Source organism: Streptomyces sp. NPDC094143 (assembly GCF_040303825.1).
In the GTDB taxonomy this organism is placed as follows: domain Bacteria; phylum Actinomycetota; class Actinomycetes; order Streptomycetales; family Streptomycetaceae; genus Streptomyces.
Window position 1 is genome coordinate 1 of the sequence record NZ_JBEOTZ010000027.1, and the last position, 18049, is coordinate 18049.

Consider the following 18049-nt stretch of genomic DNA (forward strand, 5'->3'; position numbering starts at 1 on the left):
GGCGGTGTGGTGGAGGTCCTGGCCTACGGGGTGCCGGTGGGTCTGGGTTCGCACGTGCACTGGGACCGCAAGCTCGACGCCCGTCTCGCCGGCGCGCTGATGGGCATCCAGGCCATCAAGGGCGTCGAGATCGGCGACGGCTTCGAGCTGGCGCGCGTCCCGGGCTCCCAGGCACACGACGAGATCGTGAAGACCGACGACGGCATCCGGCGCACCTCCGGCCGCTCCGGCGGCACCGAGGGCGGTCTGACCACCGGCGAGCTGCTGCGGGTCCGCGCCGCGATGAAGCCCATCGCGACCGTCCCGCGCGCCCTGCAGACCGTGGACGTCACCACCGGCGAGGCCGCCCAGGCCCACCACCAGCGGTCCGACGTCTCCGCGGTCCCGGCCGCCGGGATCGTCGCGGAGGCGATGGTCGCTCTCGTGCTGGCGGACGCGGTGGCGGAGAAGTTCGGCGGTGACTCGGTGGCGGAGACCCGCCGCAACGTCACCTCGTACCTCGACCACCTCGCCATCCGATGAGCGGCCCGCTGGTCGTCCTGGTCGGCCCGATGGGCGTGGGCAAGTCCACCGTCGGACAGCTGCTCGCCGAGCGGCTCGGGGTCTCCTACCGGGACACCGACGACGACATCGTCGCCGCACAGGGCCGGACCGTCGCCGAGATCTTCGTCGACGAGGGCGAGGCCGCCTTCCGGGCCGTCGAGAAGGCGGCCGTGCACAAGGCGCTCGCCGAGCACGACGGCGTGCTCGCCCTCGGCGGCGGCGCCATCCTCGACGCCGACACACGCGCGCTGCTCGCCGGGCAGCGGGTGGCGTACCTGTCGATGGACGTCGAGGAGGCGGTCAAGCGCACCGGCCTCAACGCGGCCCGTCCGCTGCTCGCGGTCAACCCGCGCAAGCAGTGGCGCGAGCTGATGGAGGCCCGTCGGCACCTCTACGAGGAGGTCGCCACGGTCGTCGTGGCCACCGACGGCCGCACGCCCGAAGAGGTAACGCAAGTCGCCCTCGACGCACTGGAGTTGAAGGAAGCATGAGCGAGGCAGTGACGCGGATCCAGGTCGGCGGCACCGCGGGCACCGACCCCTACGAGGTCCTGGTGGGCCACCGGCTCCTCGGCGAGCTAGGCGGACTGATCGGCGGCAAGGCCAAACGGGTCGCGATCGTCCACCCCGAGGCCCTGGCCGAGACGGGCGAGGCGCTCCGCGCCGACCTGGCCGAGCAGGGCTTCGAGGCCGTCGCTATCCAGGTGCCCAACGCGGAGGAGGCCAAGACCGCCGAGGTCGCCGCCTACTGCTGGAAGGCGCTCGGCCAGTCCGGCTTCACCCGCACCGACGTCATCGTCGGCGTCGGCGGCGGCGCCACCACGGACCTCGCCGGGTTCGTGGCCGCGACCTGGCTGCGCGGGGTGCGCTGGATCGCCATCCCGACCACCGTGCTCGCCATGGTCGACGCGGCCGTCGGCGGCAAGACCGGCATCAACACCGCCGAGGGCAAGAACCTCGTCGGCGCCTTCCACCCGCCCGCCGGTGTGCTCTGCGACCTGGCCGCGCTGGACTCCCTCCCGGTCAACGACTACGTCTCTGGGCTCGCCGAGGTCATCAAGGCCGGCTTCATCGCCGACCCGGTGATCCTCGACCTCATCGAGTCCGACCCGGAGGCCGCCCGCACCCCGGCCGGTCCGCACACCGCCGAGCTCATCGAGCGCTCCATCCGGGTCAAGGCCGACGTCGTGTCGTCGGACCTGAAGGAATCGGGCCTGCGCGAGATCCTCAACTACGGCCACACGCTCGGCCACGCCATCGAGAAGAACGAGCGCTACAAATGGCGCCACGGCGCCGCGGTCTCGGTCGGCATGCACTTCGCCGCCGAACTCGGCCGCCTGGCGGGCCGGCTGGACGACGCGACGGCCGACCGCCACCGCACGATCCTCGAATCGGTCGGGCTGCCCCTGTACTACCGTCACGACCAGTGGCCCAAGCTGCTGGAGACCATGAAGGTCGACAAGAAGTCCCGCGGCGACCTGCTGCGCTTCATCGTCCTCGACGGCCTGGCCAAGCCCACCGTCCTTGAGGGCCCTGACCCGGCCGTGCTGCTCGCCGCGTACGGCGAAGTCGGGCAGTAAGTCCCGCTGCGCGTCTTCCGCCCGGAATCGCCTTACGGGGCCGGGCACTTCGGACCGCCCCCGGCCGTTCACACATCGACGACCGGGGGCGGTACCGTTCGGTAGCAGCGGGTTCCGCCCCGCTGTCAGCGCCCATCGCCTGTACGAGACGGAGTGGCACCGGATGCAGCACGCAGTGGGTTCTCCGCTGCCGCCGCCCCATCAGCCGGGGCACGGACCGGCCATCGGCTGGTCACCGGCCGCACAACACCCGGGTCCGCACCACCCAGGCGCGCACCTGGGTGCGCACCAGGGCCCCGCGCCCGTGCCCCCGCCGCCCCCGGCCCCGGGGTACCCGGTGCCCCCGCCCGGCCCGGCCTCGCCGCCACCGCAGGCCTCCGCTCCTCCGCCGCCGGACACCACCGGCCATGTGCCGCTGCCGCCGGGCGCCCCGGTCGCCATGCCGAGCGCGCCCTCCGCCGCCGCGGCCCCCGACCCCTCCGGCACGACGCTCGCCGTGCTGCTGATCGGCCCCGCGGGCGCGGGCAAGACCAGCGTCGCCAAGTACTGGGCGGACCACCGCCGCGTACCCACGGCGCACATCAGCCTCGACGACGTGCGCGAGTGGGTCCGCTCCGGCTTCGCCGACCCGCAGTCCGGGTGGAACGACAACTCCGAGGCGCAGTACCGCCTCGCCCGCCGCACCTGCGGCTTCGCCGCGCGGAACTTCCTGGCCAACGGCATCTCGTGCATCCTCGACGACGCGGTCTTCCCCGACCGGCCGGTCGTCGGCCTCGGCGGCTGGAAGCGGCACGTCGGGCCCGGCCTGCTGCCGGTCGTCCTCCTCCCGGGGCTGGACATCGTCCTCGAACGCAACGCGGAGCGCTCGGGGAACCGGCGGCTGTCCGACGAGGAGGTCGCCCGTATCCACGGCCGCATGGCCGGCTGGTACGGCTCCGGACTGCCGATCATCGACAACTCCCAGCTGGACGTCCCCGAGACGGCGAGAATCCTGGACGACGTCCTGGCCAGGTCGATCGCAAGCCCGCCGCAGTGGTGAGCGCCCCGCGGGGGCGCGGGGAACCGCGCGCCAGGCCCCCACGCACGCGCGGACGGCGCGCAACCCCGAACGGCACCCCCACCCACCCGGACATCTCGGGCACCGCCCACTCAGACGCCCTCAACCGGCGCCGAACCGGCGGAGCTCATAGGCTCGGGTCATGTCAGAGGTGTACGCGGCCCGCCGGACGCGTCTGAGGGAATACTGCAACGCGGGCGGCAGCGCGGCGGCGCTGATCTCCCGCCCCGCCAACGTGCGCTATCTCGCGGGCGCCGCCCCACAGGGCGCCGTCCTGCTGCTCGGCAAGACCGAGGACCTCCTGGTGTGCGGCCCGTCCCCGAACCGCCCGCCGGCGGAGCGTCCCGACGAGGCCCTGCGCGTCCAGACCCTGCCCGGAGCAGTCGGCGGCGACCCGGCCGTCGCGGCGGCAGACATCGCCCAGGGCCAGGGAGCCGACTCCCTCGCCGTGGAGGAGCACCACCTCACCGTGGCCCGGCACCGGGCCCTCGGCTCCGTCGCCCCCCGGCTCCGCCTCGCCAACCTCGGCGGCGCGGTCGAGCAGCTCAGAGTCGTCAAGGACGAGGAGGAGATCTCCTGCATGCGCATCGGCGCCGAGATCGCCGACCAGGCCCTCGGCGAGCTGCTGGAGTCCATCCTCGTCGGCCGCACCGAGCGCCACCTCGCCCTGGAGCTCGAACGACGCCTCGTCGACCACGGAGCCGACGGCCCGGCCTTCCCCACCTCCGTGGCCACGGGCCCCAACTCCGGTCGCCCCGGCCACCGCCCCACCGACCGCCGAGTGGAGGAGGGCGACTTCCTCTCCGTCTGCCTCGGCGCGACCTACCGCGGCTACCGCTGCGAGATCGGCCGCACGTTCGTCATCGGCACCGCTCCGGCGGACTGGCAGATCGAGCTGTACGACTTGGTCTTCGCGGCCCAGCGTGCCGGACGTGAGAGCCTGGTACCCGGCGCCGCCTGCCGGGACGTCGACCGCGCCGCCCGTCAGGTCCTGGACTCCGCGGGGTACACGGAGGGCCTCACGGCCCTGACCGGACACGGTGTGGGGCTCGAAATCGACGAGGACCCTCAATTGAGTCCCGCGGCCATGGGTAAACTGGACGCTTGCGTGCCGGTCACCGTCGAACCGGGGGTCCACCTCCCGGGCCGGGGCGGTGTCCGGATCGATGACACGCTCGTCGTCCGCCCCGAGGCGGACGGCGGACCCGAGCTACTCACCATCACGACCAAGGAGCTGCTCGCCCTCTAGGAAGGTGCGTGCACCGGGGTCGTACGTCAGTCCAGGAGATTCCGCAACCGTGGCTTCCACGAACGACCTCAAGAACGGCATGGTGCTCAAGCTCGAAGGCGGCCAGCTCTGGTCCGTCGTCGAGTTCCAGCACGTCAAGCCCGGCAAGGGCCCGGCCTTCGTGCGCACCAAGCTCAAGAACGTGCTCTCCGGCAAGGTCGTCGACAAGACCTTCAACGCCGGCGTCAAGGTCGAAACGGCCACCGTCGACAAGCGCGACATGCAGTTCTCCTACATGGACGGCGACTACTTCGTCTTCATGGACATGGAGACCTACGACCAGCTCATGGTCGACCGCAAGGCCGTCGGTGACGCCGCCAACTTCCTGATCGAGGGCTTCACGGCCACGGTCGCCCAGCACGAGGGCGAGGTGCTCTTCGTGGAGCTGCCGGCCGCCGTGGAGCTGACCGTCCAGGAGACCGAGCCGGGCGTCCAGGGCGACCGCTCCACCGGCGGCACCAAGCCCGCCACGCTGGAGACCGGCCACCAGATCCAGGTCCCGCTCTTCATCACCACCGGTGAGAAGATCAAGGTCGACACCCGCACCAGCGACTACCTCGGCCGGGTGAACAGCTAACCGTGGCTGCCCGCAACACGGCCCGCAAGCGCGCCTTCCAGATCCTCTTCGAGGGTGACCAGCGTGGCGCCGAGGTCCTGACGGTCCTCGCGGACTGGGTCCGCCACTCCCGGACGGACACCCGGCAGCCGCCGGTCAGCGAGTACACGATGGAGCTGGTCGAGGGCTACGCGAAGCACGCGAAGCGCATCGACGAGCTGATCGCCCAGTACTCGGTCGGCTGGACGCTGGACCGGATGCCGGTGGTCGACCGGAACATCCTGCGGCTCGGCGCCTACGAGCTGATCTGGGTCGACGGGACCCCGGACGCGGTCGTCCTCGACGAGATGGTGCAGCTCGCCAAGGAGTTCTCCACGGACGAGTCGCCCGCCTTCGTGAACGGCCTGCTCGGCCGGTTGAAGGAGCTCAAGCCCTCGCTCCGCCGCGACGAGGCCTGAGAGAGACCGAGACAGGCCCAGACAGACAGAACGCCGGAGGGCCCGCAGCACGACCGCTGCGGGCCCTCCGGCGTGTCCACGCACCTTCGAGGGCCGCCGGGCCCCACGCACCGTGCGATGGCGGCGGGGCCCCGAAAATGCCGCCGGGGTGGCCGGAACCGTATGGTTCCGGCCACCCCGGCGGCACGTTTCTGCTGGCCCCCGTGGGGCGGCTCAGCCCTCTTCGTGGGTGGCGACCGCGCGGCGCGCGTCCGCGTCCAGGACGCCCCAGCTGATCAGCTGCTCGGTGAGCACCGAGGGGGACTGGTCGTAGATGACGGCGAGTGTGCGCAGGTCGTCCTGGCGGATCGAGAGCACCTTGCCGTTGTAGTCACCGCGCTGCGACTGGATCGTGGCCGCGTAGCGCTGGAGGGGGCCAGCCTTCTCGGCCGGCACCGTGGCCAGCCGCTCCAGGTCCAGGACCAGCTTCGGCGGCGGCTCGGCGGCGCCGCCCGGGGTCGTGCCCGGGAGCAGCTCCTGCACCGGAACGCCGTAGAAATCCGCCAGCTCGGCAAGGCGCTGCACGGTCACGGCACGGTCGCCGCGCTCGTACGAACCGACCACGACCGCCTTCCAGCGTCCCTGGGACTTCTCCTCGACACCGTGGAGGGAAAGGCCCTGCTGGGTGCGGATGGCCCGGAGCTTGGCCCCGAGCTGTTTGGCGTATTCGCTGGACATATAGCTCCCCGGCACTGTGTCGACGCGTCTGGCGTGGGTGCCAGCCCGCGCGGCTGGTAACTCACTGTGAGGTTACGCAGCGTTACTCTGTCGCGTCAAGCCGAATGGTCCGCACCGGCTCTTCCGTGGTAGTGGCCTCGCATTGGGCCGAATAGGTGATCCGAGGGGGCCGTCCGGGGGATCGCGGAGGCCTGCTACCGTGGATGGCGCAATCCCGACGTCCTTTAAGGTCCGTCCCGTGAGGCGGAGAAGGAGGTCCGTTTCATATGGACACGCACGACTCGCAGTCCGATGCCCGGCCCGTTCTCGAAGGGCCCGACATCGCGCGGGTGCTGACCCGCATCGCCCACGAGATCGTCGAGCGCGCCAAGGGCGCCGACGACGTGGTGCTCCTCGGTATCCCGACCCGGGGCGTCTTCCTCGCCCGGCGGATCTCCGACAAGCTGGAGCAGATCACCGAGCGCAAGGTCCCCTGCGGCTCGCTCGACATCACCATGTACCGCGACGACCTGCGCATGCACCCGCCGCGTGCGCTGGCCCGCACCGAGATCCCCGGTGACGGCATCGACGGCAAGCTGGTCGTCCTCGTCGACGACGTGCTCTTCTCCGGCCGCACCATCCGCGCCGCCCTCGACGCCCTGAACGACATCGGGCGCCCGCGCGCCGTGCAGCTCGCCGTGCTCGTCGACCGCGGTCACCGCGAACTGCCCATTCGCGCCGACTACGTCGGCAAGAACCTCCCCACGTCGTTGCGGGAGACGGTCAAGGTCCAGCTCGCCGAGGAGGACGGTCGCGACACCGTGCTGCTCGGTGCCAAGCCGGACGCCCAGTAGCGCTTCAGGCGTACGCCGGCTCAGTGCGCGCGTTCGCGCGCCCGTCTGCCCCGAATCTCCCGTTTGAACTGCCTTACGGAGCCTGACAGATGCAGCGTCATCTCATCTCGGCCGCCGACCTCACCCGCGACGACGCCGTCCTGATCCTCGACACCGCCGAGGAGATGGCCCGGGTCGCCGACCGGCCGATCAAGAAGCTGCCGACCCTGCGCGGCCGCACGATCGTCAACCTCTTCTTCGAGGACTCCACCCGCACCCGGATCTCCTTCGAGGCCGCCGAGAAGCGGCTGTCCGCGGATGTGATCAACTTCTCCGCCAAGGGCTCCAGCGTCTCCAAGGGCGAGTCCCTGAAGGACACCGCCCAGACCCTGGAGGCCATGGGCGTCGACGCCGTGGTCATCCGGCACGGCGCCTCCGGAGCCCCCTACCGGCTGGCCAACTCCGGCTGGATCGACGCGGTCGTCGTCAACGCCGGCGACGGCACCCACCAGCACCCCACCCAGGCCCTGCTGGACGCCTTCACCATGCGCCGCCGTCTGATCGGCCCGGACGCCGGACTCGGCCAGGACCTCGCCGGCCGGCGCATCACGATCGTCGGCGACGTGCTGCACAGCCGCGTCGCCCGCTCCAACGTCGACCTGCTGCACACCCTCGGCGCCGAGGTCACCCTCGTCGCCCCGCCGACTCTGCTCCCGGTCGGCGTCGAGACCTGGCCCTGCGAGGTCTCCTACGACCTCGACAGCACGCTGACCAAGTCCGACGCGGTGATGATGCTGCGCGTGCAGCGCGAGCGGATGAACGCCGCGTTCTTCCCCACCGAGCGCGAGTACTCCCGGCGCTACGGCCTGGACGGCGACCGCATGGCGCGGATGCCCGAGCACGCCGTCGTGATGCACCCCGGGCCGATGGTCCGCGGCATGGAGATCACCGCCGAGGTCGCCGACTCCGACCGCTGCACCGTCGTCGAGCAGGTCGCCAACGGAGTGTCCATCCGGATGGCCGTGCTGTACCTGCTGCTCGGTGGAAACGAGCCCGCCGTCACCCACCCCCGTACCGAGGAGAAGTAAGACAGATGAGCAAGACCCTGATCCGTGGTGCGAAGGTGCTCGGCGGCGAGCCGCAGGAGGTGCTGATCGACGGCGAGACGATCGCCGAGGTGGGCAGCGGGCTGTCCCCGGAGGGCGCCGAGGTCGTCGAGGCCGGGGGCAAGGTGCTGCTGCCGGGCCTGGTCGACCTGCACACCCATTTGCGCGAGCCGGGCCGCGAGGACTCCGAGACCGTCCTGACCGGCACCCGGGCCGCTGCCTCCGGCGGCTACACCACCGTCTTCGCCATGGCCAACACCTTTCCCGTGGCCGACACCGCCGGCGTCGTCGAGCAGGTCTGGCGGCTCGGCAAGGAGCACGGCTACTGCGACGTCCAGCCGATCGGCGCCGTCACCGTCGGCCTCGACGGCAGGAAGCTCGCCGAGCTCGGCGCCATGCACGAGTCGGCCGCCGGCGTCACCGTCTTCTCCGACGACGGCAAGTGCGTCCACGACGCCGTGATCATGCGCCGGGCCCTGGAGTACGTGAAGGCCTTCGGCGGTGTCATCGCGCAGCACGCGCAGGAGCCGCGGCTGACCGAGGGCGCCGAGATGAACGAGGGCGTCGTCTCCGCGGAGCTGGGCCTCGGCGGCTGGCCCGCGGTGGCCGAAGAATCGATCATCGCCCGGGATGTCCTGCTCGCCGACCACGTCGGCTCCCGCGTCCACATCTGCCACCTGTCGACCGCCGGGTCGGTCGAGATCGTCCGCTGGGCCAAGTCCCGCGGCATCGCCGTCACCGCCGAGGTCACCCCGCACCACCTGCTCCTCACCGACGAGCTGGTGCGCACGTACAACCCGGTCTACAAGGTCAACCCGCCGCTGCGGACCGAACGGGACGTGATGGCCCTGCGCGAGGCGCTCGCCGACGGCACGATCGACATCGTCGCCACCGACCACGCCCCGCACCCGCACGAGGACAAGGACTGCGAGTGGGCCGCGGCCGCCATGGGCATGGTGGGCCTGGAGACCGCGCTGTCAGTGGTCCAGGAGACGATGGTCGACACGGGCCTGCTGGACTGGGCCGGCGTCGCCGACCGCATGTCCGTCAAGCCCGCGCAGATCGGACAGGCCACGGGCCACGGCCGTCCCGTCTCGGCAGGTGAGCCCGCCAACCTCACCCTGGTCGACACGGCATACCGTGGGCTGGTGGAACCCGCGGGCTTCGCCTCGCGCAGCCGCAACACCCCCTACGAGGGCCGCGAGCTGCCGGGCCGTGTGACGCACACGTGGCTGCGGGGCAAGGCCACGCTCGTCGACGGGAAGCTCACGTGACACCTGTACTCCTGCTGGCCGCCGAGAAGGAATCGGCGCAAGTGACCGACTGGTCCGCCCGCATCGGCTGGGTCGTCGGCCTCGCCCTCTTCGTCGCGCTCGTTTACTGGCTGATGCGCGAGGGCTGGAAGTGGCGCGGCACCCTCCAGGGCGACCTGCCCGAGCTGCCCACCGCACCGGACGACCCGGGCCCGGCGCGTCTGACCATGAGCGGCCGCTACCACGGCTCCACCACCGCAGGGCAGTGGCTCGACCGCATCGTCGCGCACGGCCTGGGCACCCGCAGCCGCGCGGAGCTCACGCTCAGCGACGCCGGACTGGCCGTCGTACGCCCCGGGGCGAGCGACTTCTTCGTCCCGGCGGCCGCCCTGCGCGAGGCCCGGCTCGACAAGGGCATCGCCGGCAAGGTGCTCACCGAGGGCGGCCTGCTGGTCGTCACCTGGGCGCACGGCGACCGGCTGATCGACTCCGGCTTCCGCTCCGACCACGCGGCCGAGCACAACGAGTGGGCCGAAGTCCTCACCACCATGATCGAAACGAACACCAGGGAAGGCGTCGAACGATGACCACCTCCACCAGGGGAGCCAAAACTCCCGCCGTACTCGTCCTGGAGGACGGCCGGGTCTTCCGCGGCCGCGCCTACGGGGCCGTGGGGGAGACCTTCGGCGAAGCGGTGTTCTCCACCGGCATGACCGGTTACCAGGAGACCCTCACCGACCCGTCGTACCACCGGCAGGTCGTGGTGATGACCGCCCCGCACGTCGGCAACACCGGAGTGAACGACGAGGACATGGAGTCCAAGCGCATCTGGGTCTCCGGCTACGTCGTGCGCGACCCCGCACGCGTGCCGTCCAGCTGGCGCTCCCGGCGCACGCTGGACGAGGAGCTGGCCGCGCAGGGCGTCGTCGGGATCTCCGGCATCGACACCCGTGCCCTCACCCGCCACCTGCGCGAGCGCGGCGCCATGCGTGTCGGCATCTTCAGCGGCGACGCGGTCAAGGACGACAGCGCGCTCCTCGCACGCGTGCAGGAAGCCCCGCAGATGAAGGGCGCCGACCTCTCCGCCGAGGTCGCCACCACTGAGCCGTACGTGGTGCCCGCGATCGGCGAGAAGAAGTTCACCGTCGCCGCCGTCGACCTCGGCATCAAGGGCATGACCCCGCACCGCATGGCCGAGCGCGGCATCGAGGTGCACGTGCTCCCCGCGACCGCGACCGTCGAGGACGTCTACGCGGTGAACCCGGACGGCGTGTTCTTCTCCAACGGCCCGGGCGACCCGGCCACCGCCGACCACCCCGTCTCCGTCATGCGGGGTGTCCTGGAGCGCGGCACGCCGCTGTTCGGCATCTGCTTCGGCAACCAGATCCTCGGCCGCGCCCTCGGCTTCGGCACCTACAAGCTGAAGTACGGCCACCGGGGCATCAACCAGCCGGTGCAGGACCGTACGACCGGCAAGGTCGAGGTCACCGCGCACAACCACGGCTTCGCCGTCGACGCCCCGCTCGACGAGGTCTCCGAGACCCCGTTCGGCCGCGCCGAGGTGTCGCACGTCTGCCTGAACGACAACGTGGTGGAGGGTCTGCAGCTGCTCGACCGCCCCGCCTTCAGCGTCCAGTACCACCCCGAAGCGGCAGCCGGCCCGCACGACGCCGCCTACCTGTTCGACCGCTTCGTTTCCCTGATGGAGGGCCAGCGTGCCTAAGCGCACCGATATCCAGTCCGTCCTGGTCATCGGCTCCGGCCCGATCGTCATCGGCCAGGCCGCCGAGTTCGACTACTCCGGCACCCAGGCGTGCCGCGTGCTGAAGTCCGAGGGCCTCAGGGTCATCCTCGTGAACTCCAACCCGGCGACGATCATGACCGACCCGGAGATCGCCGACGCCACCTACGTCGAGCCGATCACCCCCGAGTTCGTCGAGAAGATCATCGCCAAGGAGCGGCCCGACGCGCTGCTGCCCACCCTGGGCGGCCAGACGGCCCTGAACACCGCGATCTCCCTGCACGAGAACGGTGTTCTGGAGAAGTACGGCGTCGAGCTGATCGGCGCCAACGTCGAGGCCATCCACAAGGGCGAGGACCGCGACCGGTTCAAGCTGGTCGTCGAAGAGGTCCGCAAGAAGACCGGCCACGGCGAGTCCGCCCGGTCCTACATCTGCCACTCCATGGAGGACGTCCTCAAGGGCGTCGAGGAGCTCGGCGGCTACCCGGTCGTGGTCCGCCCCTCCTTCACCATGGGCGGCGCCGGCTCCGGCTTCGCCCACGACGAGGAGGAGCTGCGCCGCATCGCCGGTCAGGGCCTCACGCTCTCCCCGACCACCGAGGTGCTCCTGGAGGAGTCCATCCTCGGCTGGAAGGAGTACGAGCTGGAGCTGATGCGCGACAAGAACGACAACGTCGTGGTCGTCTGCTCCATCGAGAACTTCGACCCCATGGGCGTGCACACCGGCGACTCCATCACCGTCGCGCCAGCGATGACGCTCACCGACCGCGAGTACCAGGTGCTGCGCGACGTCGGCATCGCGATCATCCGCGAGGTCGGCGTCGACACCGGCGGCTGCAACATCCAGTTCGCGGTCAATCCCGAGGACGGCCGCGTGATCGTCATCGAGATGAACCCGCGCGTGTCCCGCTCCTCCGCGCTCGCCTCCAAGGCCACCGGCTTCCCGATCGCCAAGATCGCCGCCAAGCTGGCCGTCGGCTACACGCTGGACGAGATCCCCAACGACATCACGCAGGAGACCCCGGCCTCCTTCGAGCCGACGCTCGACTACGTGGTCGTCAAGGCCCCGCGCTTCGCCTTCGAGAAGTTCCCGAGCGCCGACTCCACCCTCACCACCACCATGAAGTCGGTCGGCGAGGCCATGGCCATCGGCCGCAACTTCACCGAAGCCTTCCAGAAGGCCCTGCGCTCCCTGGAGAAGAAGGGCAGCCAGTTCACCTTCGTCGGCGAGCCGGGCGACAAGACGCAGCTGCTGGAGCAGGCCGTCCGCCCCACCGACGGCCGCATCAACACCGTCATGCAGGCCATCCGCGCCGGCGCCACGCCCGAGGAGGTCTTCGACTACACGAAGATCGACCCGTGGTTCGTCGACCAGCTCTTCCTGATCAAGGAGATCGCCAACGAGCTGGCCGAGGCACCCGAGCTGACCGCCGACCTGCTGGCCGAGGCCAAGCGGCACGGCTTCTCCGACCAGCAGATCGCCGAGATCCGCGGCCTGCGCGAGGATGTCGTCCGCGAGGTCCGGCACGCGCTCGGCGTCCGCCCGGTCTACAAGACGGTCGACACCTGCGCCGCCGAGTTCGCCGCGAAGACGCCGTACTTCTACTCCTCCTACGACGAGGAGACCGAGGTGGCGCCGCGCGAGAAGCCGGCCGTCATCATCCTGGGCTCCGGCCCGAACCGCATCGGCCAGGGCATCGAGTTCGACTACTCCTGCGTCCACGCCTCGTTCGCGCTCAGCGACGCGGGCTACGAGACGGTGATGGTCAACTGCAACCCGGAGACCGTCTCGACCGACTACGACACCTCCGACCGCCTGTACTTCGAGCCGCTGACGCTGGAGGACGTGCTGGAGGTCGTGCACGCCGAGCGGCAGGCCGGACCCGTCGCGGGCGTCGTCGTGCAGCTCGGCGGGCAGACCCCGCTGGGCCTGTCGCAGGCGCTGAAGGACAACGGCGTGCCGATCGTCGGCACCTCCCCGGAGGCCATCCACGCCGCCGAGGACCGGGGCGCCTTCGGACAGGTCCTCAAGGAGGCCGGCCTCCCGGCCCCCAAGCACGGCACCGCCACCACCTTCGCCGAGGCCAAGGCCATCGCCGACGAGATCGGCTACCCGGTCCTGGTGCGCCCCTCGTACGTCCTCGGCGGACGCGGCATGGAGATCGTCTACGACGAGACCCGCCTGGAGTCCTACATCGCCGAGTCCACCGAGATCAGCCCCTCGCGGCCGGTCCTGGTCGACCGCTTCCTCGACGACGCCATCGAGATCGACGTCGACGCCCTCTACGACGGCGAGGAGCTGTACCTCGGCGGTGTCATGGAGCACATCGAGGAGGCCGGCATCCACTCCGGCGACTCGGCGTGCGCCCTGCCCCCGATCACGCTCGGCGGCTTCGACATCAAGCGCCTGCGCGCCTCCACCGAGGCCATCGCCAAGGGCGTGGGCGTACGCGGCCTGATCAACATCCAGTTCGCGCTCGCCGGCGACATCCTCTACGTCCTGGAGGCCAACCCGCGCGCCTCCCGGACCGTCCCCTTCACCTCGAAGGCGACGGCGGTGCCGCTGGCCAAGGCCGCCGCCCGCATCTCGCTGGGCGCCACCATCGCCGAACTGCGCGCCGAGGGCCTGCTCCCGGCGCACGGCGACGGCGGCGAGCTGCCGCTGGACGCGCCGATCTCCGTCAAGGAGGCCGTCATGCCCTGGTCGCGCTTCCGCGACGTGCACGGCCGCGGCGTCGACACGGTCCTCGGCCCGGAGATGCGCTCCACCGGCGAGGTCATGGGCATCGACGCCGTCTTCGGCACGGCGTACGCCAAGTCGCAGGCCGGCGCCTACGGCCCGCTGCCCACCAAGGGCCGCGCGTTCATCTCGGTCGCCAACCGCGACAAGCGCTCGATGATCTTCCCGGCCCGTGAGCTGGTCGCGCACGGCTTCGAGCTGCTGGCCACCTCCGGCACGGCCGAGGTCCTCAAGCGAAACGGCATCAACGCCACCGTCGTGCGCAAGCAGTCCGAGGGCGTGGGCCCGAACGGCGAGAAGACCATCGTCCAGCTCATCCACGACGGCGAGGTCGACCTCATCGTCAACACCCCGTACGGCACCGGCGGCCGCCTCGACGGCTACGACATCCGCACGGCGGCCGTGGCACGCTCCGTGCCCTGCCTGACGACGGTCCAGGCGCTCGCGGCGGCGGTCCAGGGCATCGACGCCCTCAACCGCGGCGACGTGAGCGTCCGATCGCTCCAGGAACACGCGGAACACCTGACCGCGGCCCGCGACTAGCAGCCCCGAGGGGGACACCGGAAACGGTGTCCCCCTCTTCGTGAGGACGCCACGTCCTCGTGAGGACACCATGTACAAGATCTTCTTCCGTCTCGTCTTCAAACGGCTGGACCCGGAGCAGGCCCACCACCTGGCCTTCCGCTGGATCCGCCTGGCCGCCCGGGTGCCGGTGCTGCGCACCTTCCTCGCGGCCGCCCTCGCGCCCCGCCACAAGGAGCTGCGCACCGAGGCCCTGGGCTTGCGCATGCACGGCCCCTTCGGGCTGGCGGCCGGCTTCGACAAGAACGCCGTCGGCATCGACGGCATGGCCATGCTCGGCTTCGACCACGTCGAGATCGGCACGGTCACCGGCGAGCCCCAGCCCGGCAACCCCAAGCAGCGGCTGTTCCGCCTGGTCCAGGACCGGGCGCTGATCAACCGCATGGGCTTCAACAACGACGGCTCCCTGCGCGTCGCCGCCCGCCTGGCCTCCCGTACGCCCGTCTTCAAGACGGTCGTGGGCGTCAACATCGGCAAGACCAAGGTCGTACCCGAGGAGGAGGCCGTCGCGGACTACGTGAAGTCCGCCGAGCGTCTCGCGCCCTACGCCGACTACCTGGTGGTCAACGTCTCCTCGCCGAACACGCCCGGGCTGCGCGACCTCCAGGCCACCGAGGTCCTGCGCCCCCTGCTGAGCGCGGTCCGCGAGGCCGCCGACCGCACGGTGCCCGCGCGGCGCGTCCCGCTCCTGGTGAAGATCGCGCCGGACCTCGCCGACGAGGACGTCGACGCCGTCGCCGACCTCGCCGTGGAACTCGGCCTGGACGGCATCATCGCCACGAACACCACCATCGCGCGCGAGGGACTCGGCCTGACGTCCGACCCGTCCCTGGTCAAGGAGACCGGCGGCCTGTCGGGGGCGCCCCTGAAGGAGCGCTCCCTGGAGGTCCTGCGCCGCCTCTACGCGCGCGTGGGCGACCGGATCACCCTGGTGGGCGTCGGGGGCGTCGAGAACGCCGAGGACGCCTGGCAGCGCATCCTGGCCGGCGCCACCCTGGTCCAGGGCTACAGCGCCTTCGTCTACGAAGGGCCGTTCTACGCCCGCGCCATCCACAAGGGCCTCGCCGCACGCCTGCGCACGAGCCCGTACGCCACGCTCGCCGACGCGGTGGGCGCCGACGTGAGGAAGACGGCATGAGTGGTCCCGAACCCTTCGGCGCGCGTCTGCGCCGGGCCATGGACGAGCGCGGCCCGCTGTGCGTGGGCATCGACCCGCACGCGTCCCTGCTGGCCGAGTGGGGCCTGAACGACGACGTGGCGGGTCTGGAGCGGTTCAGCCGCACGGTCGTCGAGGCCGTCGCCGACCGGGTCGCCGTGCTCAAGCCGCAGAGCGCGTTCTTCGAGCGCTTCGGCTCACGGGGCGTGGCGGTGCTGGAGAAGTCCGTCGCCGAGGCCCGTGCGGCGGGCGCGCTGGTCGTGATGGACGCCAAGCGAGGCGACATCGGCTCGACCATGGCCGCCTACGCCGCGTCCTTCCTGCACAAAGACGCGCCGCTGTTCTCCGACGCCCTGACCGTCTCGCCCTACCTCGGCTACGGCTCGCTCGCCCCGGCCGTCGCGCTGGCCCGGGAGAGCGGCGCCGGGCTGTTCGTGCTGGCGCTGACGTCCAACCCGGAGGGCGGCGAGGTGCAACACGCCGTCCGCCCCGACGGCCGCGACGTCGGAGCGACGATACTGGCGCACCTGGCCGCCGAGAACGCGGGGGAGCGGCCCCTGGGCTCCTTCGGAGCGGTCGTCGGCGCCACCCTGGGTGATCTGTCGACCTACGACCTCGACATCAACGGCCCGCTCCTCGCGCCCGGCATCGGCGCCCAGGGGGCCACGCCGGCCGATCTTCCCCGGGTCTTCGGGGCGGCCGTGCGCAATGTCGTGCCGAACGTCAGCCGGGGAGTGCTGCGCCACGGTCCCGACGCGGTCGCTCTCCGTGACGCGGCGGAACGCTTCGCCCAGGAGGTCAGGCACGCCGTGACGGCCTCGTGAGGCGGTCCAGACCATATCGCGAGACCTGCGATGAGTGGTCAGGGGGCCTCCTGAGTCTGAATACATCCTCAAATCCGGGGCAGTATGTCTTAAATGTCCGTTCAGATGAAGGCTGACCAGGACTTTTCCGCTGTTCTCGCTGACTCTGGCGGACTTGCCCGCTAGTCTCCGACGAGAGAGCGGGCAAGCGTGTGTTGCTCGTGGCTCCCCAGGTGTGGGGCGACTAGGTTCCTCACCGGTCCGTATCCGACAGTTCGACATCCGAGGTGACGTAGGCGTGGCTCTTCCGCCCCTTACCCCTGAACAGCGCGCAGCCGCGCTCGAAAAGGCCGCCGCGGCTCGCCGGGAGCGGGCCGAGGTCAAGAATCGACTCAAGCACTCCGGCGCCTCCCTCCACGAGGTCATCAAGCAGGGCCAGGAGAACGACGTCATCGGCAAGATGAAGGTCTCCGCCCTTCTTGAGTCCCTGCCGGGCGTGGGCAAGGTCCGCGCCAAGCAGATCATGGAGCGACTGGGCATCTCCGAGAGCCGCCGCGTGCGCGGTCTCGGGTCCAACCAGATCGCCTCCCTGGAGCGCGAGTTCGGCAGTACCGGCTCCTGAACCGGGCTATCCGGGGTAGCGAGTCCCGGGCACTCCGGGATTGCTGGATAATCGCTGCATGGCAGCAACACCCCGGGGGACGACCCCCGTACCCCCGGACGTAGGTCCGCGGCTGACCGTGCTCTCCGGCCCCTCCGGGGTCGGCAAGAGCACGGTCGTCGCTCATATGCGCAAGGAACACCCCGAGGTCTGGCTCTCGGTGTCGGCGACGACCCGCAAGCCGCGCCCCGGCGAGCAGCACGGAGTCCACTACTTCTTCGTCACCGACGACGAGATGGACAAGCTGATCGCCAACGGCGAGCTGCTGGAGTGGGCCGAGTTCGCCGGCAACCGCTACGGCACGCCGCGCGCGGCCGTGCAGGAGCGCCTGGAGAAGGGCGAGGCCGTCCTGCTGGAGATCGACCTGCAGGGCGCCCGTCTGGTCCGGGAGTCGATGCCCGAGGCTCAGCTGGTGTTCCTGGCCCCTCCCTCCTGGGAGGAACTGGTGCGCAGACTCACCGGGCGGGGCACCGAACCGCCCGAGGTGATCGAGCGCAGGCTGGAGGCCGCCAAGATCGAGCTCGCGGCCGAACCGGAGTTCGACACGACGCTGGTCAACACCTCCGTCGAGGACGTGGCGCGCGAGCTGCTAGCCTTGATGAACGTCGTGTGACCATCGCTGACCGATCCGGTCCTCGCTGATCACCCCGACAGAATCTTTCCCATCCATCGGAAGGTAGAGCGTGTCCTCTTCCATCTCCGCGCCCGAGGGCATCATCAACCCGCCGATCGACGAGCTCCTCGAGGCCACCGACTCGAAGTACAGCCTCGTGATCTACGCGGCCAAGCGGGCCCGCCAGATCAACGCGTACTACTCGCAGCTCGGCGAGGGTCTCCTCGAGTACGTCGGTCCCCTCGTCGACACCCACGTCCACGAGAAGCCGCTCTCGATCGCCCTCCGCGAGATCAACGCGGGGCTGCTCACGTCCGAGGCCGTCGAAGGCCCGGCCCAGTAAGTAGTATTTGCAGCTTGATGCTGACTTTTCCACAGGCCCGG

19 protein-coding genes are annotated in these 18049 nt (G+C 70.7%); 18 read left to right on the plus strand and 1 reads right to left on the minus strand.

What is annotated here, in order from left to right; all coding sequences use genetic code 11:
- The 7 genes from ABTZ58_RS28570 to nusB all read left to right on the plus strand — a co-directional run.
- On the plus strand, positions 1 to 522 hold a 522-nt coding region (locus ABTZ58_RS28570; protein WP_351362630.1), incomplete at its 5' end, for a chorismate synthase.
- A complete protein-coding gene (locus ABTZ58_RS28575) occupies positions 519 to 1034 on the plus strand; it encodes a shikimate kinase (RefSeq protein ID WP_351362633.1) in 516 nt (171 codons plus the stop codon). The genes ABTZ58_RS28570 and ABTZ58_RS28575, both read left to right, overlap by 4 nt.
- Positions 1031 to 2122 (plus strand): 3-dehydroquinate synthase, encoded by a 1092-nt coding sequence (aroB, locus tag ABTZ58_RS28580; protein WP_351362636.1) that lies wholly within the window; start codon positions 1031 to 1033, stop codon positions 2120 to 2122. Before ABTZ58_RS28575 ends, aroB begins: the two co-directional genes overlap by 4 nt.
- A gap of 163 nt (positions 2123 to 2285) precedes the next feature.
- A complete protein-coding gene (locus ABTZ58_RS28585) occupies positions 2286 to 3161 on the plus strand; it encodes a Pro-rich N-terminal domain-containing protein (protein WP_351362639.1) in 876 nt (291 codons plus the stop codon).
- A gap of 160 nt (positions 3162 to 3321) precedes the next feature.
- Positions 3322 to 4428 carry an aminopeptidase P family protein gene (locus ABTZ58_RS28590; RefSeq protein ID WP_351362642.1) on the plus strand — a complete coding sequence of 369 codons (1107 nt, stop codon included), beginning with the start codon at positions 3322 to 3324 and terminating at the stop codon, positions 4426 to 4428.
- 49 nt (positions 4429 to 4477) lie between these two features.
- A complete protein-coding gene (gene efp, locus ABTZ58_RS28595) occupies positions 4478 to 5044 on the plus strand; it encodes an elongation factor P (RefSeq protein ID WP_070030057.1) in 567 nt (188 codons plus the stop codon).
- Positions 5045 to 5046: 2 nt separating this feature from the next.
- Positions 5047 to 5481 carry a transcription antitermination factor NusB gene (gene nusB, locus ABTZ58_RS28600; protein ID WP_309095938.1) on the plus strand — a complete coding sequence of 145 codons (435 nt, stop codon included), beginning with the start codon at positions 5047 to 5049 and terminating at the stop codon, positions 5479 to 5481.
- A gap of 213 nt (positions 5482 to 5694) precedes the next feature.
- Here nusB and bldD read toward each other — a convergent pair whose 3' ends face one another.
- Entirely contained in the window at positions 5695 to 6198 is a 504-nt protein-coding gene (bldD, locus tag ABTZ58_RS28605; protein ID WP_010046440.1) for a transcriptional regulator BldD, read from the minus strand.
- A 266-nt stretch (positions 6199 to 6464) separates the two neighbouring features.
- Between bldD and pyrR the strand changes: the two genes are divergently transcribed.
- The 11 genes from pyrR (at position 6465) to rpoZ (ending at position 18008) form a co-directional block, all read left to right on the plus strand.
- A complete protein-coding gene (gene pyrR, locus ABTZ58_RS28610) occupies positions 6465 to 7031 on the plus strand; it encodes a bifunctional pyr operon transcriptional regulator/uracil phosphoribosyltransferase PyrR (RefSeq protein ID WP_351362647.1) in 567 nt (188 codons plus the stop codon).
- A gap of 89 nt (positions 7032 to 7120) precedes the next feature.
- Positions 7121 to 8098: an aspartate carbamoyltransferase catalytic subunit gene (locus ABTZ58_RS28615; RefSeq protein ID WP_351362650.1), complete on the plus strand. Its 978-nt coding sequence runs from the start codon at positions 7121 to 7123 to the stop codon at positions 8096 to 8098.
- Between the two features lie 5 nt (positions 8099 to 8103).
- Positions 8104 to 9390 carry a dihydroorotase gene (locus ABTZ58_RS28620; protein WP_351362653.1) on the plus strand — a complete coding sequence of 429 codons (1287 nt, stop codon included), beginning with the start codon at positions 8104 to 8106 and terminating at the stop codon, positions 9388 to 9390.
- On the plus strand, positions 9387 to 9956 hold the full coding sequence (locus ABTZ58_RS28625) for a PH-like domain-containing protein (protein ID WP_351362656.1): 570 nt from the start codon (positions 9387 to 9389) through the stop codon (positions 9954 to 9956). Before ABTZ58_RS28620 ends, ABTZ58_RS28625 begins: the two co-directional genes overlap by 4 nt.
- Positions 9953 to 11092, plus strand: a complete 1140-nt coding sequence (gene carA / locus ABTZ58_RS28630; RefSeq protein ID WP_351362659.1) for a glutamine-hydrolyzing carbamoyl-phosphate synthase small subunit — start codon at positions 9953 to 9955, stop codon at positions 11090 to 11092. The genes ABTZ58_RS28625 and carA overlap by 4 nt, the downstream gene beginning before the upstream one ends.
- Complete coding sequence (gene carB / locus ABTZ58_RS28635) at positions 11085 to 14393, plus strand: carbamoyl-phosphate synthase large subunit (protein ID WP_351362661.1); 3309 nt, start codon at positions 11085 to 11087, stop codon at positions 14391 to 14393. The genes carA and carB overlap by 8 nt, the downstream gene beginning before the upstream one ends.
- 70 nt (positions 14394 to 14463) lie before the next feature.
- On the plus strand, positions 14464 to 15570 hold the full coding sequence (locus ABTZ58_RS28640) for a quinone-dependent dihydroorotate dehydrogenase (protein WP_351362667.1): 1107 nt from the start codon (positions 14464 to 14466) through the stop codon (positions 15568 to 15570).
- Positions 15567 to 16412 (plus strand): orotidine-5'-phosphate decarboxylase, encoded by an 846-nt coding sequence (gene pyrF / locus ABTZ58_RS28645; protein WP_351362670.1) that lies wholly within the window; start codon positions 15567 to 15569, stop codon positions 16410 to 16412. The genes ABTZ58_RS28640 and pyrF overlap by 4 nt, the downstream gene beginning before the upstream one ends.
- A 277-nt stretch (positions 16413 to 16689) precedes the next feature.
- Positions 16690 to 17013 carry an integration host factor gene (locus tag ABTZ58_RS28650; protein WP_003977346.1) on the plus strand — a complete coding sequence of 108 codons (324 nt, stop codon included), beginning with the start codon at positions 16690 to 16692 and terminating at the stop codon, positions 17011 to 17013.
- Between the two features lie 58 nt (positions 17014 to 17071).
- The gene (gmk, locus tag ABTZ58_RS28655) at positions 17072 to 17665 is read left to right on the plus strand and encodes a guanylate kinase (protein ID WP_351362673.1); all 594 of its coding nucleotides are present in this window, start codon (positions 17072 to 17074) and stop codon (positions 17663 to 17665) included.
- 70 nt (positions 17666 to 17735) lie between these two features.
- Positions 17736 to 18008, plus strand: coding sequence for a DNA-directed RNA polymerase subunit omega (gene rpoZ, locus ABTZ58_RS28660; protein WP_003988945.1), 273 nt, complete (start codon positions 17736 to 17738; stop codon positions 18006 to 18008).
- The last annotated feature ends 41 nt before the right edge of the window (positions 18009 to 18049 follow it).

What these genes read in the sequence shown, in the direction of transcription:
- ABTZ58_RS28585 (WP_351362639.1), top strand. Translation starts at nt 2,286, where the DNA reads ATGCAGCACGCAGTGGGTTCTCCGCTGCCGCCGCCCCATCAGCCGGGG.
- ABTZ58_RS28615 (WP_351362650.1), top strand. Translation starts at nt 7,121, where the DNA reads ATGCAGCGTCATCTCATCTCGGCCGCCGACCTCACCCGCGACGACGCC.
- ABTZ58_RS28640 (WP_351362667.1), top strand. Translation starts at nt 14,464, where the DNA reads ATGTACAAGATCTTCTTCCGTCTCGTCTTCAAACGGCTGGACCCGGAG.
- aroB (WP_351362636.1), top strand. Translation starts at nt 1,031, where the DNA reads ATGAGCGAGGCAGTGACGCGGATCCAGGTCGGCGGCACCGCGGGCACC.
- gmk (WP_351362673.1), top strand. Translation starts at nt 17,072, where the DNA reads ATGGCAGCAACACCCCGGGGGACGACCCCCGTACCCCCGGACGTAGGT.
- carA (WP_351362659.1), top strand. Translation starts at nt 9,953, where the DNA reads ATGACCACCTCCACCAGGGGAGCCAAAACTCCCGCCGTACTCGTCCTG.
- pyrR (WP_351362647.1), top strand. Translation starts at nt 6,465, where the DNA reads ATGGACACGCACGACTCGCAGTCCGATGCCCGGCCCGTTCTCGAAGGG.
- pyrF (WP_351362670.1), top strand. Translation starts at nt 15,567, where the DNA reads ATGAGTGGTCCCGAACCCTTCGGCGCGCGTCTGCGCCGGGCCATGGAC.
- ABTZ58_RS28575 (WP_351362633.1), top strand. Translation starts at nt 519, where the DNA reads ATGAGCGGCCCGCTGGTCGTCCTGGTCGGCCCGATGGGCGTGGGCAAG.
- ABTZ58_RS28620 (WP_351362653.1), top strand. Translation starts at nt 8,104, where the DNA reads ATGAGCAAGACCCTGATCCGTGGTGCGAAGGTGCTCGGCGGCGAGCCG.
- bldD (WP_010046440.1), bottom strand. Translation starts at nt 6,198, where the DNA reads ATGTCCAGCGAATACGCCAAACAGCTCGGGGCCAAGCTCCGGGCCATC.
- ABTZ58_RS28590 (WP_351362642.1), top strand. Translation starts at nt 3,322, where the DNA reads ATGTCAGAGGTGTACGCGGCCCGCCGGACGCGTCTGAGGGAATACTGC.